This window comes from Proteus penneri, from assembly GCF_003144535.1.
GTDB classification, from domain to species: Bacteria; Pseudomonadota; Gammaproteobacteria; order Enterobacterales; family Enterobacteriaceae; genus Proteus; species Proteus penneri.
Genome location: NZ_PHFJ01000005.1, coordinates 208,167 through 224,127, shown reverse-complemented (window position 1 = coordinate 224,127; position 15,961 = coordinate 208,167). Strand labels below are relative to the sequence as shown.

The 15,961-nt window shown below is 37.8% G+C and carries 11 protein-coding genes; 8 read left to right on the top strand and 3 right to left on the bottom strand.

Annotated features, from left to right (window positions below; all coding sequences use genetic code 11):
* Positions 1-964: 964 nt before the first annotated feature.
* The 6 genes from CUB63_RS08855 (at position 965) to CUB63_RS08830 (ending at position 7,555) form a co-directional block, all read left to right on the top strand.
* Positions 965-2,149 carry a porin gene (locus CUB63_RS08855; RefSeq protein ID WP_232240060.1) on the top strand — a complete coding sequence of 395 codons (1,185 nt, stop codon included), beginning with the start codon at positions 965-967 and terminating at the stop codon, positions 2,147-2,149.
* Positions 2,150-2,235: 86 nt separating this feature from the next.
* Positions 2,236-4,191, top strand: coding sequence for a bifunctional 2',3'-cyclic-nucleotide 2'-phosphodiesterase/3'-nucleotidase (locus tag CUB63_RS08850; protein ID WP_072063705.1), 1,956 nt, complete (start codon positions 2,236-2,238; stop codon positions 4,189-4,191).
* Between the two features lie 85 nt (positions 4,192-4,276).
* Complete coding sequence (locus tag CUB63_RS08845; RefSeq protein WP_109847893.1) at positions 4,277-5,053, top strand: ribonuclease T2 family protein; 777 nt, start codon at positions 4,277-4,279, stop codon at positions 5,051-5,053.
* A 19-nt stretch (positions 5,054-5,072) separates the two neighbouring features.
* Entirely contained in the window at positions 5,073-6,695 is a 1,623-nt protein-coding gene (locus CUB63_RS08840; RefSeq protein WP_006535163.1) for a bifunctional metallophosphatase/5'-nucleotidase, read from the top strand.
* Positions 6,696-7,023: 328 nt separating this feature from the next.
* Complete coding sequence (locus CUB63_RS08835; RefSeq protein ID WP_004245167.1) at positions 7,024-7,254, top strand: ParD-like family protein; 231 nt, start codon at positions 7,024-7,026, stop codon at positions 7,252-7,254.
* Positions 7,229-7,555, top strand: a complete 327-nt coding sequence (locus tag CUB63_RS08830; protein WP_006535162.1) for a type II toxin-antitoxin system RelE/ParE family toxin — start codon at positions 7,229-7,231, stop codon at positions 7,553-7,555. Before CUB63_RS08835 ends, CUB63_RS08830 begins: the two co-directional genes overlap by 26 nt.
* Positions 7,556-7,703: 148 nt before the next feature.
* Here CUB63_RS08830 and CUB63_RS08825 read toward each other — a convergent pair whose 3' ends face one another.
* The 3 genes from CUB63_RS08825 to sbcD form a co-directional block, all read right to left on the bottom strand.
* On the bottom strand, positions 7,704-8,303 hold the full coding sequence (locus tag CUB63_RS08825; protein WP_006535161.1) for a nitroreductase family protein: 600 nt from the start codon (positions 8,301-8,303) through the stop codon (positions 7,704-7,706).
* A gap of 158 nt (positions 8,304-8,461) precedes the next feature.
* Complete coding sequence (locus tag CUB63_RS08820; protein WP_109847892.1) at positions 8,462-12,163, bottom strand: AAA family ATPase; 3,702 nt, start codon at positions 12,161-12,163, stop codon at positions 8,462-8,464.
* Complete coding sequence (gene sbcD / locus CUB63_RS08815) at positions 12,160-13,392, bottom strand: exonuclease subunit SbcD (RefSeq protein ID WP_109847891.1); 1,233 nt, start codon at positions 13,390-13,392, stop codon at positions 12,160-12,162. The genes CUB63_RS08820 and sbcD overlap by 4 nt, the downstream gene beginning before the upstream one ends.
* Positions 13,393-13,740: 348 nt before the next feature.
* Here sbcD and phoB point away from each other — a divergent pair, with 348 nt between their 5' ends.
* Together phoB and phoR are read left to right on the top strand one after the other, a co-directional pair.
* Entirely contained in the window at positions 13,741-14,430 is a 690-nt protein-coding gene (gene phoB, locus CUB63_RS08805) for a phosphate regulon transcriptional regulator PhoB (RefSeq protein ID WP_006535154.1), read from the top strand.
* A 23-nt stretch (positions 14,431-14,453) separates the two neighbouring features.
* Positions 14,454-15,752 (top strand): phosphate regulon sensor histidine kinase PhoR, encoded by a 1,299-nt coding sequence (gene phoR / locus CUB63_RS08800; protein ID WP_109847889.1) that lies wholly within the window; start codon positions 14,454-14,456, stop codon positions 15,750-15,752.
* Positions 15,753-15,961: the final 209 nt, after the last annotated feature.

The window sequence follows — 15,961 nt, the reverse complement described above, 5'->3', positions numbered from 1 at the left end:
AAATAAAGAAAATATAAAGAGTGATTTTTCACAAATAACGTGGTGACTTAGATCACAAAATTGAACATTTATTTTTTAAATATCGTCAAAATAGCACGATTGGTCTTTTTATATTAACTTGGGTTATAGTTTAACATTTGTAATGTTTTTCAGTGTTTCTTTGTCACCTTTATGCATTGATTAGATATTGTGATTGAATGGTGTTCTTGTGCTTCTCTTTTTAATATTTGTAGCTAATTATTCTTTTTTTGAGTGAGTGTTACGCGTTACCACTAGTTAAATTGTATTTAAATGTGATTTTGCTTTTATTTAAATAAGAAATAAATATAAAGATAAAAAATTATTAATTAGAAAGAACAATATTTAAATCTTTAGTGTTATTTATTTAGTGGTTAAAATTAATACTTCCTTTTAAATATATTAAATAAGGAGATAAATTTTTTATTAGCAAAAAAAAGAGTCTTATAAAGAAATGAAATATAAAAGAAAAATTCAAAAGTACTATTTTTAAAAAGTTGATTAAGTTCAAAAAACACGTATCTTTACCTTTAATTGTGATACCTGTCACTTGGGTATGTAACCATGAAAATGCACATTGGTGTAATTGTGGGCTGCATCACGAAAGAAGGGCTTTTTTTTGAGTAACATGCCAACGAAAACTCAACAACCTATTTCTTTTCCTAACAGAAATAAAAGCAATGCCCTTATTTAAATATAATGAGGATATTATTTTTGTGTCTTATTGGTGAATATCTCTGTGTCAAGGAAATGAAAGCCTATAAGAAAATAAGTAGAGTAATAATAGTCGTTATAAAAATGATCAGTTGTAAAAGCGATTTTCTTGTTTGAGATCCGTGGCGGCGGCTCTTTGAACTGAATTTAGGGTTAATGATAGACGGCGGTATTATTTTTAACCTTAAAAAGGAAATCATAAAACTATAGAAAATAGATGGGTATTTTAATCATGAAAAGCTTGAAGCCTCTAGCAGCACTGGTTGGGTTGTTGGTTCTTTCTGGATCGGCAAACGCAGTAAACGTGTATAACGATAAAGGTACACGTTTTGATGTAAACGGTCAGTTCCGTTTAAAAACACAAGTGACTAGCCAAAATCATGAAATGAAAATGAATGATGATGGTAGCCGTATCGGTTTCTTTGGTTCGCACGAACTGACTAACGATATCAAAGTGTTTGGTAAATTAGAGTGGGGTTCAGATACTCAAAAAACCAATAGTGATAACCCTAAATCTAATTTTGAAATGTATAACCGTGTAGGCTACGTCGGTTTTTCTCATCGTGATTATGGACAAATCCAATTTGGTCGTACTTACATCCCAATCGACTGGGTGAAAAAATCAAGCTATGGCTACGGTAACACCGGCGTATTTTATTTTAGTGATGTATTAGGTCGCGCGGTGGGTTTTAGTAATGGTTATGCTGATGGTAAAGGGGTTGGTAAAAACAACTTTATGACTCGTTTACCACAAACGATTTTTGTAGAAACTAACCGTTATGAAGGCTTTAAGCTCGCTGGTACGATAACGGGTAAAACAGGGGATGATAATACCCGTACTACAGGTGATATTACCCGTGCTTACTCCATTGTTGGTTTTTATAAATCAACCTTCGGTTTAGAATTTGACGCGGGTTATTCTGCGGCTAAAGGTGAAGCTACCCATAGCAGTAAAAGTACTGTTCAAGGTAAAACACCAGAAAATAGTATCTTGGCATTTGGTGCAGAATATTTCTTCCCAGGCCGTGAGTTCTCTATTGGTTTAGACTATGGTCAATCTCGTGGGAAAAACTCAGGTTTGACTTTAGCGAGCAATGCGTCAGAAAAAGATTATAGATGGAACTCTGTTAAAGGCGACTGGAAAGCTGATTTATACGGTGTTGGTGTGAAATGGCATTGGGATCGTATCGAAAGTGGTATGTATGCCGGTTACTACCTGCGTGATGGTGATGCAAACACGTTCAACTACAAAAAAGAAACCTATACTGTGGGTGTAGATAAACGTTTTGCGGTATCTAAATACAACAATTTACGTTTATTCGCTGAAATGGCATATGATGATGCACGTAGCGAAAACCCAGCTTATGAAGATAAAAAACAATATATCTTCGAAACGGGTATGCGTCTGTACTTCTAGTCCTGACAAAAGCATTACCGTTTGACAGAAGTAACCAAAGGAGAGCGATTTCGCTCTCCTGTTAACCAATATATAAGGGGTGTGTAATGGTTAAGAATGTGTTGAAAATTTCAACATTAGCAATGTTTGTTGCATTCAACGTGAATGCTGCGACAGTCGATCTTCGTATTATGGAGACGTCTGATGTTCACAGTAACTTAATCGACTTTGACTACTTCAAAGACAAACCAACAGAACAGTTTGGTTATGTTCGTACTGCTAATTTAATTAAAGCAGCAAAAGCTGAAGCAACCAATGCGATTCTAGTTGATAACGGCGACTTGATCCAAGGTAGCCCGCTGGCTGACTATCAAGCAGCTAAAGGCTTAGAAAAAGGCGAATCTCATCCAGCTCACCAGCTGATGAACACTATGGGCTACACAGTCGGTAACTTTGGTAACCATGAATTTAACTATGGTTTAGATTACCTGAAAAAAGCCATTGCTGGTGCTAAATTCCCTTACATCAACGCCAACGTGATGGATGCGAAAACAGGCAAAAACTATTTCACACCTTATATCATTGTTGATACACCAGTAAAAGATCGTGATGGTAAAGAACACACTATCAAGATTGGTTATATCGGCTTCGTACCACCACAGATCTTAATCTGGGATAAAGCCAATCTGGATGGTAAGGTCGTTGTAAATGATATTACAGAAACAGCGAAAAAATTCGTCCCTCAAATGAAAAAAGAGGGTGCTGACCTGATTGTGGCTATTCCTCACTCTGGTTTTGCGTCAGAGCCGTACAAAGCAATGGCTGAAAACTCTGTTTATTATTTAAGTGAAGTTGAAGGCATCAATGCAATCATGTTTGGTCACGCTCATGGCGTATTCCCAAGCAAAGAATTTGAAGGCATTAAAGGTGTTGATGTTGCTAAAGGGACGGTAAACGGTGTTCCTGCTGTTATGCCTGGCCAATGGGGTGATCACTTAGGTGTCGTTGATATGGTTATCAATAACGACAGCGGTAAATGGGTGATGACTGAAGCAACAGGTGAAGCACGTCCTATCTTTGATAAAGCAAACAAAAAAGCATTAGTTGAACGTGATGCTGAATTAGCTCAAATCATTGAAAAAGCACACCAAGGTACCCGTGATTTCGTGGGTAAACACATTGGTAAAGCATCTGCCAACATGTACAGCTTCTTAGCATTAGTACAAAGCGATCCAACTGTACAAATCGTTAATGATGCACAAGTTGATTACACCAAACACTTTATTCAAGGTGATCCTAATTTAGACGGTTTACCAGTATTAGGTGCAGCTGCGCCATTTAAAGCGGGTGGTCGTAAAAATGCACCAGCAGACTTCGTAGAAGTTGAAAAAGGTGACTTAACATTCCGTAACGCTGCAGACTTATATCTGTATCCAAACACATTAGTGGTTGTTAAAGCGACCGGTGCGGATGTTGTTGAGTGGTTAGAATGTTCAGCGGGTATGTGGAACCAAGTTGATCCTAACTCAACTAAACCACAAGAACTGATCAACTGGGATGGTTTCCGTACTTATAACTTCGACACCATTAGCGGTGTGAACTATAAAGTTGACTTAACTCAACCAGCTAAATATGACGTTGATTGCCAAGTGGTTAATAAAGATGCGAATCGTATCAAAGAAGTCACTTACGAAGGCAAACCAATCGATCCTAAAGCAACATTCCTGATCGCAACAAATAACTACCGTGGATACGGCGGTAAGTTTGCTGGTACAGGTGAAGCGAATATTGCGTTTGCTTCTCCAGATGAAAACCGTGCAATTTTAGCGTCTTATATTGCAAAACAAACGAAAGAAAACGGTGAAGTGGTAACTAAAGCCGCGAACAACTGGTCATTCTTACCTATTAAGACTGATAAAGTATTAGATGTACGTTTTGAAACTTCTCCAAGTGAAAAAGCCGCTGCATTTATTAAAGATTTCGCTCAATACCCAATGACTTTTGTGGGAAATGATGAAATCGGTTTTGCAATTTATAAAATTGATCTAACTGAGAAGAAATAAGCTATCAAACCTGCCCGTTCAGGGCAGGTTTTTCTTACCTTTTTGAACCAAAAGAGTGGCATTTATGACACTTTAAGGGGATTTTATGCGCTTTATAAAGCTATTACCTGCGGCTTTTGCTTTAGTGCTAGCAGGATGTGCAACGCAAGCACCTGAAATTACAGAACCATTAAAACCTCAAGCTAAATTAGTTGAAGGCGTATCTTGTATTGTACCTGATGCACCAACAGCACCTTACGACTACATTGCTGCTAATGATCGCTATGGTCAAAACAGCACAGCATCGACAGATTACTTTAAGTTAGCGATTAACTACTCACCCGCTTTTTGTGATTATAAAAGTAATAACATTAAACGTTTAAATAACGATAATGAAAAAGATCGGGCAAAACGTGAGTACGATAAATTTGAAATCCAATGCTTCTCTGATAATAAATTTGGTTGGATTGTTCATGGGCTGTGGGCTGAAACCTGTGATGGTAAATCATGGGAAGAGTGCCGTGATTGGAAAGACATACGCAAGCATCCTCGTTTATGTAAAGGCGATTTACCTCCTTTAGAATACTCTGCTATCAAACCTTATCTGTGTGATTCTCCGGGTATCGATCTGTTACAAGGTGAATGGGAAAAACATGGTGTGTGTGCATTTGATACACCAGATGCATTTTTTGGTAAACAAAAAGAGTTGTATGAAGCGTTAGTATTACCAGAAGGCCGTCCTTCAAACAGTGCATTGATTAAATTCTTAAAAGAACACAATCCATCACTGAAGGATAAAGAAATTCAAATTAATCGAGATGAATTCTATATCTGTTATAGCAAAGATTTCGAAGTAATTGATTGTCCGAAACGTGAATTTTGATCTTAGGGATAAATTTTAAATGAATCATAAATATAAACTCGTTGCACTTGCTGTAAGCTCAGTCTTATTAGCGGGTTGTGCAAAGAACTACGACGAAGCTAATGTTGTTGATGTGCGTGTTATCGCAATGAACGACTTCCACGGTGCGCTAAAAGCGCCAGGTCCAAACAAACCTGGTGGCATCGAGCACATGGCTACGTTAATTAAAGAAATGAAGAAAGATAACCCGAACAACATCGTGGTTGCGGCGGGTGATATGGTTGGAGCAAGCCCACTGTTATCTTCAATGTTCCATGATGAGCCTTCAATCGAAGCATTATCATTAGCCGGCTTAGAAGCAACTTCTGTGGGTAACCACGAATTTGATAAAGGCATGGGCGAGTTACTGCGTAAACAAAACGGTGGTTGCCACCCAGTAACGGGTTGCCAAGGTCCAACTGAGTTTAAAGGCGCTGATTTCCAATACTTATCAGCAAACGTAACGGTTAATGAAACAGGTAAAACGTTATTTCCTGAATATGTTATCAAAGAATTTAACGGGATCCCTGTAGCCTTTATTGGTGTCACTCTAGAAGGTACTGCAGCAATCGTAACGCCTAAAGGTACTGAAGGTTTAAGTTTCCATAACGAAGCAAAAACCATCAACGCATTAGTACCTCAGTTAAAAGCACAGGGTGTTCAAGCGATTGGTGTGTTGATCCACGAAGGTGCAGCACAGCGTCGTGATGGTGGCCCAGTAAATATCAACGCATGTAATGGTATTACGGGTAAAGTACTGGGTGTTGTTGATCAATTAGATCCCGCGATTGACTTCGTTGTGACGGGTCACACTCACCAAGCTTACAACTGTACTATCAACGGTAAATCAGTGACATCTGCACAATCTAATGGTGCAATGTTAACGCGTATTGACCTGAAATTAGATAAAACAACAAAAGATGTTGTTGATGTAGAAGCTCGTAATATTTGGGTTGATAACCGCAAATATGAAAAAGATCCAGCAGTGACTAAACTGTTAGAAGCTTACGAAAAAATCGCTACTCCATTAGCTAACCGTATTATCGGTAAGTTAGAAGGTAATTTAACTAAGCAAACTAACGACGCGGGTGAATCTGCACTGGGTCAAGTCATTGCTGATGCACATTTATATACGGCTAAACCAAAAGATATGGGTGGCGCACAAATCGCGTTTATGAACAGCGGTGGTATTCGTGCTGATATGACAGGTGGTGACGTTTCTTATAACGCAATCTACACTGTACAACCATTCTCTAACGTACTGTTAACGCAAACATTAACCGGTGAGCAAATCAAGCGCCTGTTAGAACAACAGTGGGATCGTTCACGTCCACAAGTGTTAGCCGTATCTGGTAACTTCCAGTACACATGGGATAGCAAAGCCTCTAATGGTAACCGTGTTATCGTTGAATCAATGAAAATTGACGGTAAACCAGTGGATATGAAAGCATCTTACCGTGTTGTCGCTAACGAATACTTAGCAACAGGTGGTAGTAACTTCTCTGTACTGAAAGAAGGTAAAGATCCAGTTTACAGCGTGCCAGATGTTGATGCAGTCGTGAAATACTTTGCTGAGCAGTCTCCAATTGCTCAACCAAAAGCGAATAACATCACACGTAAATAACGTATTTTCATACGCCTTGTGAAAATCGCACCCTTTACTTCGGTAAGGGGTGCGTAAATAAATAAAGAGAGCAAAGTGTTGAACACAAAGGGTCCATCCCTACCTTTGTATTCATTGCGCACTTTGCTCTTTTTTTATGTTTTTTATTTGCAAATGTAGGGGAGTAAGCATAAGAGTCAACGCCTTTACAAGGAATAATTTGTGGTGTATTGTATTATTTAGCGACAAAAGATTGCATTTTGTCGTCATTATAAAGATCTAAACTTATAACGTTTTAATGTTATCAAGTTCTAAAGTTATAACTGCCGTGAGGCTTGGAGTGTAAGTAATGGCTATTTCCGTAAGATTAGATGAAGACTTTGTGTCTGATGCTAAAATTCATGCGGAAGCGAAAAGCAGAAGTGTTCCTAAACAAATTGAACACTGGGCTAAAATAGGGCGTATAGCTGAAGATAACCCTGATCTGCCATATAGCTTTATCGAAGAATTGTTACTGGCACAGGCGGAAGTCGAAAACAAAAAGGTTTCTCGATATGTCCGAACCACAAAAAGAGATTGATGTTTATCAGTCAGCTCGATTTGAAAAGGCAATGAAAAAGTTGCCTGAATCAGATGTGAAAATTATTGAAGATGAAATTGATCAAATAATTGATAATCCATTGATTGGAGAACAGAAAAAAGGCGATCTTGCTTATCTCAGAGTACACAAATTTAGGCTTAATGAGTTGACTGTTTTACTCGGTTATTCATGGGTCGCCAACAAAGTTGAACTGTATCTCTTGCATATCGGTTCCCATGAAAATTTCTATGATGTTCAGAAAAAACAACGAAAGACCGATCTGAAACTAATTAAAGCATAAAAGAGTGGTGGCATAAGGCCACCACTCTTGTTTTGTGGGCATGTGTTTTGTAGGTATGTAAAAAAAAGCCCACAGTGGCTGTGGGCAAGGAATGAAAGTAAAAAGAGGGTATTATTTAGGGTCTTTTGTCAGATGTCTGTTCTAACACTTATTTGAAGATTTTAAAGCGTGCATCATCTTCCATATAATTCTTCTCAGCAGCCTCTTGTTCAATTGAACCAAAGACCATTTGCGCTCTCAATTTCCATGTTTTTGGCAGATCCCAAGTTGCATGGACTTCATCATCAATAATTGGATTGTAGTGTTGTAATGAAGCACCTACGTTCTCTGCTGCTAATGCAGTCCAAACAGAAAGTTGTGCCATACCACTTGCTTGCTCTGACCATACAGGGAAGTTCTCAGCATACAGTGGGAATTGCTCTTGCAGACCTTTTACGATATCAGTATCTTCAAAATACAAAATTGAACCCGCACCTGCGGCGAAGCTATTAATTTTTGCTTCAGTTGCACTAAATGCTTCTGCGGGTACTAATTTTTTCAGGGTATTTTTAACGATATCCCACAGTTTTTGATGTTGTTCACCAAACAGAACAACAACACGAGATGTTTGTGAGTTAAATGCTGTTGGGCTCTCTTTAACCGCTTCTTTGATAATCGCAGTGACTCTGTCTTCGCTAATTGGAAGTTGATTACCTAAATGATAAATTGTTCTACGTTTTTTCATTAAATCAGTAAATGCGTTAGACATGGTTGTCTCCTTGATAAATTTGAGCGCTTAAAGCGTGTTTTAGCTTGAGCTAATCTATGGACACACTATAGGGCTTAGTAGTGACTTATTGATAGATAAAAAATTTAATCAGTTACGTCAAAATATTAGACCTAGTTTTTAACTAATTGATTTATATTCTATTTATCTGCATATCTAAACTCAGGAGCAAGTTGGCTAATACCTAACCCTCCGGCTTTCTTCACTTTAATTTGTACCGGAATACGTTCTTTCATGGCTTCTACGTGACTAATTACGCCAATAATTTTGCCGGATGCATTAAGGCTATCAAGCGCATCTAATGCAATATCTAAGGTATCAGGATCTAATGTGCCAAAGCCTTCATCTAAAAAGAGTGATTCGATTTGAGTTTTGTTACTGACCAAATCCGAAAGTGCTAAGGCGAGTGATAAACTGACTAAGAAACTTTCGCCACCAGAGAGAGTACGTGTATCTCGTAGAGCATCTGCTTGCCATGTGTCTGCAATTTGTAGTTCAAGGCTTGCAGGTGTTTTGCGTTGCAAGAAGTAACGCCCATGAAGCTTTTCTAAACGACGGTTAGCCAAATAAATGAGATGATCAAGCGTTAAGCCTTGGGCAAAACGGCTAAATTTATCTCCCGATGCAGATCCCACTAATTCGTTTAAATAACTCCAGTCATCAAATTGAGCTTGCTGTTTAGCAATATGAGTCAGTAGGCTTTGTTGCTCTTTACGTTTTTCCTCGTCAGCTCGTAGTTGCTCTTGAATACGAAACTTCGTTTCTTGTAATTGAATAAGTTGTGTTTCTAACAGTAATAACTGAGCGGTAATTTGTTCAAAATTTTGTTGTGTTATCAAGATTGGTTGTTGTGATAAGTGTTGTTGATAGGCATTTTCTTGTGCATCTAAACGCGTTTTTTCTTGCAACAGTTTATCAAGGCGTTGTTTTTGTTGCTCTTGTAAACGGTGTCTTTCCTCGGCGGATAACAGAGAGGTTAGAAATGCATTTTCGTCAGCAAACGGGCTATTTTTTAACGCATATTGATATTGTTCAATAATGTCTTGTGAACACGTTTGTAACCGTTGTAACGATTTTTCATTTTCCTGATATTGACCAATAAGCTGATTTAAACGGATTTCGAGTCGGTTTTTTTCTTCACTATATTGCTCAATTTGTTTTTGTAACGATAGACTCCGTTTATCCAACTCATTACGTGCATCTTCGGTGGTTTGTGTCCCGAATAAAGCTTGGCGCTGTGCTTTTAGCTGCGCTTGTTGCTGGTGTAATTGTTGTAAATGGACTAAAACAGCATCAAGTTCTTTTTGAATTTCAGATAAATAGCGTTTTCTCTCTTCCTGCGTTGATAGCAATTCGCGGATGGTTTGTTGTAATTCGTGATGTGTTTTTAAGATTGATTGATATTGTTGGCTCTCTTCTTTACGTGAAGTAAGCCATTGAATTTTATCTTCAAATTCCTTTAATTCATAACCTTGCTGTTTAACAAGGGATTGAAGATCCTGCGCTAACTGAGTTTGTTGCTGAAGATATTGCGCTGTTTGTTGTTGTTTATTGGAAACTTCTTTCTGTTGCTGAGCAAATTCATTTTGTTGATGAAGAACAGTTTGCTGTTGTCGATTAAATTGCTCTTTGTTATCAGATAATAGTTTGTATTCTTGCTGAATTTTGGTTTCTAATGCTTGGTAATTTACTCGTTTTTGCGTCAGTAAATTATCCTCTTGCTTAAGTTCTGAATCTAATTGAGTTAGAACGGTTTCTTCGCAGCCGACATCCGGTAATGCATAAGTTTGCGCTACATCACGCCATTGTTGTGTTAATGACGTAATATCTTGTGTGAGTTGCTTAAGTTCGTGACATAACTTTTCGTTTTGAGCTTGATAGTTAGCACACTGTGTTTTTTGTTCTACTAACTCTATTGTTAATGCATGAACTTGTTGCGTTAAAATATCTAACCGTGTTTTTGTTTCATCTGGTTTAATTTCTTTATATTTTTCAACATAAGGATGTTCAGTTGAACCACAAACAGGACATGGGGTGTCTTTAACTAAGCGTTGTCTCTCTTCTTCATATTCCGCTAATTTTCGTATTAAAAGATAATTATCATTTAAATCTTTATGATGTTGCTCTTTTTCTTTTAAAACGATGCTATTTTTACTGATATTTTCAGTGAGCATAGCTATTTTTTGCAGGTTTTCTGAATAACTTTTTTGCTGCTGATGTTCAGCTTTTATAGCACGCTCTAATTGAGCTTGTAATCCCATCAGTTTAGCAAGGGCATTTCTTTGTTGTGATATTTGCTGTAAACGAGGAGGGATATCTGTAATTGCATCAGCTTTATTTTGTTGCTCAAGTTGTGTTTGCAACGCCTTTAATTGCTGTTGCTGTAAATTAAGACTGTGTTGTTGTTGCTCTAGTGCTTTAGTTGCTTTTTCTAAGGCAAGTTTGAGAGTGTGTTCTTTTTCTTGCTCTGTTTTTTCACTCTTTTTGCTAATAAGATATTTTTCTGTGACTTCATCATATTGCTCAAAATAGCGTTGCCATAAAGGTAGATTTTCAGCAAGTTGAGCATAAGCCGTATGTTGGCTTAAATAATTATTTAATTCACTGGCTTGTTTTTGTGATGTTGTTAATTGGTGTGCTGTTGATTGAATTTTTTCCAGATATTCTGATTGTGTTTTTTCGAGTGCACTTTTTTGTTGTGTTTTTGCTGAAATATCTTGTTGTAGCAAGGCTAATTGATTATCTAATGGTGCCACTTTTTCACGAATAAGTTGTAATATTTGCTGTTTCTTCTCATCGTGTTGTTTAAATGTGTTACGTGCTTCGATTAAATGCTGATTAATTGGTTGGCTTTGTTGTTCAATAAGCTGTTTTTCTGCTTTTAGTGCTGAGAGTTGTGACGCAATATAGGCTTGTTCTTTTAATAGGCGATTTTTTTCATCATAAATTGGACGAATTTTTTCTGCAGGTTCGCTATTTTCAAGACGTTGAATATCGGGTTTGGCAGCAACTAATGCTTCTTGTGCTAAGTTAACCTCGGTTTGCGCTAGCGCTTTATTTTTATTGAGTTCAATTTCTTTTTCTTGCCACTGTTTTGCTACTTGATATTCCTGCTGTTCTTTTTGTAAGAGGCTCTCTTTGGCAAAAAGATTAGTCTGTTCAGTTAATAAAGCTTGGCGAGCATTTTCATCTAATAACGCCATCATTTCAGCTTTCTGTTTTAGTGTTTTTAATGCTTGTTCTTCTTCACGCCAATGTTTAAATATAGATTGGGATATATGGCGATAAATATCTGTACCAGTGAGTTCTTCGAGTAACTCTGCGCGAGATTTATCATCTGCATTTAAAAAAGCCGCAAATTGCCCTTGAGAAAGCAACATTGATTTAGTGAAACGATCAAAATCAAGCCCCGTAATACTGATGATCATCTCTTTTACTTGGCTTATTTTGCTTGCCAATATTTTGTCTTCATCTCCTGCTATATTTATTTTAACAAGTTCGGCTTGTGGTGCTTGAAGATTGCCATCTTCTTTATAATTAGCACGGCGTTGTTCCCAAAATGCACGATAAGCCACACCTTTGACTTCAAATTCAACTTCTGCCAAACATTCTGCAGTATGGCGTGTCATTAACTCATTTTGTGATTGTGTCACTTTATCTAATCGTGGGGTTCTATGATAAAGCGCTAAACTAATGGCATCTAACAGGGTAGTTTTTCCCGCACCAGTAGGGCCTGTAATCGCAAATAATCCGTTGCTAACAAAAGGCTCTTGGTTAAAGTTAATTTTCCATTCACCTTTTAAGGAATTAATATTTTTAAAGCGCAGACTTAAGATTTTCATTTTGCTTCGTTATCCTCTCGTTCTGCCATTTCAACTGCTTGTTTAAACAATGTGGTTAATCGCGTTTTAGTTTCTTCTGAATCAAACTCATGTTGTTCTAAACGTCTTTCAAAAACATCATAAACGGTTAATTCTGTCAGTGTTTCTTTTTCATTTTGAGTGAGCACTTGGCGTTGTTTTCTCGATCTTCTTAATAAAACCACATCAAAAAGTGGGTCGTTAGTGAGCTCTTGAATTCGAGCTTGTATATCACTGAGATAATCTTGAGTTGAGACTTCGATATCCAACCAAATAGTGGTGTCTAATTCATCGTATTGTTTTTTTAGATCCTCAAGTTGTATCGCTATCTCTTTTAATGAACCACTTATAGTGCGTAGTAATTGAAACTCAGGAATAGGTAATAGTGTGAGGTTAGTTAATTTATCTTGTTCAAAATCGATAAGACAGACACTTTTTTGTTGCCCACTTTCATCAAAACTTAAAGGAATTGGAGAGCCACTGTAACGAATATGCCCTGATTTATTCACCACTTGAGGGCGATGAATATGGCCAAGAGCGATATAGTCAAATTCAGGGAATAGGGTTGCAGAAAAAGCTTCTAAAGTACCAATATAAATTTCTCGTACGGAATCGCTCACGCTTGCACCAATGGTTGTCAGGTGACCTGTCGCAATAATAGGGATTTTGGCGTTCAATTGTTCACGTAAATCGAGAGCTGCTTGATATTGAACTTGATAATAATCAGCAATCGCTTCTTTTAGCGCGTTTTGTTTTTCAGCACCGGATTGCCCACTTCGGCTCGTTATCATATCTCTAGGGCGTAGATAAGGGATCGCACAAAGTAATGCGCCTGGCATGTTATCTTTTTGACGAAGAATGATCGGGGTTTGTGGTGTTTCAGCATGAACATTGGCAATAACTGTCGTATTTAAACATGCCAATAGTGATTTTGATTCATTGAGTGTCGCGACAGAGTCGTGATTACCCCCTAGAATAACAAGCTGACATTGTGTATCTCGAATAGCAACAACAAAACGATTATACAGCTCTCTGGCATAACTTGGTGGGGAGCCTGTATCAAATATGTCACCAGCAACAATTAGAGCATCAACTTGATGAACTTTGATTTGTACTAATAACCAATCGAGAAATTGTTGATGTTCTTGTGCGCGGGTTTTAGTAAAAAAATATTGTCCTAAATGCCAGTCTGATGTGTGAATAATCCGCATTGCTATCCCTCTTTTTTATTTGATGAAGAGTATAGCGCACCTTGCTTTTTTAGTGAAAACTCAACAATAAGCCTTCTTTTCGAGTGATATTTCGCCAAAAAATGGTTTATTTACCTTAACAATGGGGATCTATTTCAGTAATGTTAAGGTTAGTCATAAATCTGTCATAAAAGTGCATCATAATCATTTTGACCCTCTATACTCGTCATCCTTCAAGTTGCAGGGGTGTTGGCTACGCTCAGCTACCCGAATCATATACATGAGTATGCTCATCGGGATATCTTTGCTTGCCGCCTACCTGCAACTCGAATGATTTAGAGTATATATATACATTACACAGGATAGAGTATGGCAAGGCGTATTCTTGTTGTTGAAGATGAAACCGCAATTCGAGAGATGATCTGTTTTGTTTTGGAACAAAATGGTTTTCAACCGATTGAAGCAGAAGACTATGATTCTGCATTGAGCTTTCTTATTGATCCTTACCCTGATCTGGTTTTATTAGATTGGATGATCCCCGGAGGATCTGGTTTGCAGATAATAAAACAGATGAAACGGGAAAGTAACACCCGCGATATTCCAATTATTATGCTAACGGCAAAAGGGGAAGAAGAAGATAAAGTCCAAGGCTTAGAAACGGGCGCTGATGATTATGTTATCAAACCCTTTTCACCTAAAGAGCTTGTCGCCCGTGTGAAGGCAATTTTACGGCGTTTATCCCCGATGTCTGCGGAAGATGTCATAGAATTCAATGGATTATCGCTTGATCCAGTTTCTCATCGAGTAACGAGTCAAGACAAACCGATTGATATGGGGCCCACCGAATTTAAACTCCTGCACTTTTTTATGACACATCCCGAACGTGTATACAGTAGAGAACAACTGCTAAACTACGTTTGGGGAACGAATGTTTATGTCGAAGACCGTACTGTTGATGTGCATATTCGTCGTTTACGTAAGGCCATTGAAGAAGATGGTCATGACAGAATGATACAGACAGTACGTGGAACGGGATATCGTTTTTCAGCCCGTTTCTAAGTCAATATGGGAGTAATCGTCTGGTGTTAGAACGACTATCATGGAAAGCCCTCGTTTGGGGGCTATGTCTATTTTGTTTGCCTGCCTTTATATTATCGCTTTTTATCGGGCATCTTTCTTGGTTGCTGGTGGCATCACTTCTTAGCGCTTTGGTTTGGCATGCTTATAATTTGATGAAATTATCTAAATGGTTATGGCTCGATCGCTCAGTCTTACCCCCTGAAGGCAGAGGAGGATGGGAGCCTATTTTTTATGGTATTCGACAGACCCAACAACGTAATCGTAAACGACGCAGAGAATTAGGCGACTTAATTAAACGTTTTAGAAGTGGGGCTGAAAGCTTACCTGATGCTGTTGTGATGATGACAAATGAAGGGAATATTTTTTGGTGTAATAGTCTTGCTCAACATTTATTAGGTTTTCGCTGGCCTGAAGATAATGGGCAAAATATTTTTAACTTATTACGTTATCCTGATTTTTTGCACTACTTTACTGCTGGTGATTTTAGTCGTCCCTTAACCATTTCATTAAATAGTGGTTCTATTGTTGAGTTCCGTGTGATGCCATATAGCGAAGATCAACGTTTGATGGTGGCTCGTGATGTGACAGAAAAAAATAAACTAGAAAACTCACGACGTGATTTTTTTGCGAATGTCAGTCATGAGTTAAGAACACCACTAACCGTTATTCAAGGCTATCTTGAAATGATGGAAGAAAATAGTGTAGCAAAACCCGCAGAGCATAAGGCGATAGTCACAATGCAAGAGCAAGCTAAACGTATGGATACGCTTGTTCAGCAACTTTTACAGCTTTCTCGTATCGAATCTGCTCCGCATATTGATTTAAACAAGATTGTTGATATTCCTGCCATTTTGGCGTTATTACAACAAGAAGCGAACTCATTAAGCCAAGGTCAGCATCAGATTGTTTTTGATGTTGATGATCAGTGGGCTGTTCGTGGTAATGAAGAGCAACTGCGTAGTGCGGTTTCTAACTTAGTGTATAACGCCATTAATCACACTGAAGAAGGAACAACAATCAAAGTTAATTGGAAGAAAATCCCCCAAGGTATGTTATTTAGCGTTTCAGATAATGGGGCGGGGATCAGTGCTGAGCACTTAACGCGTTTGACAGAACGTTTTTATCGCGTTGATAAAGCTCGCTCTCGTCATTCTGGTGGTACTGGGTTAGGTTTGGCCATTGTGAAAAAATCGTTGCTCCATCATCACTCTCAATTGAATATTGAAAGTAAAGTGGGTGTTGGGAGTACATTCTCTTTTATCCTTCCTCAAACATTGCTTAGCGCAAAAGAAACACACTAGCAGTACGTCTTTTTTAAAACCTTTATCATTTGTATTCAATCAGTGATAAAGGTTTTTTGTTCCTTTTTTAATATCAATAAAAACTAATATCGTAGCGTTAAATTTTAATATTATTAATTAATATTAACTTTAAATGATGTCAGCACTTAATATTGTTGGTGATAAAATGCACAAATCATATCATGCATATTCGATAATATATGACAGTT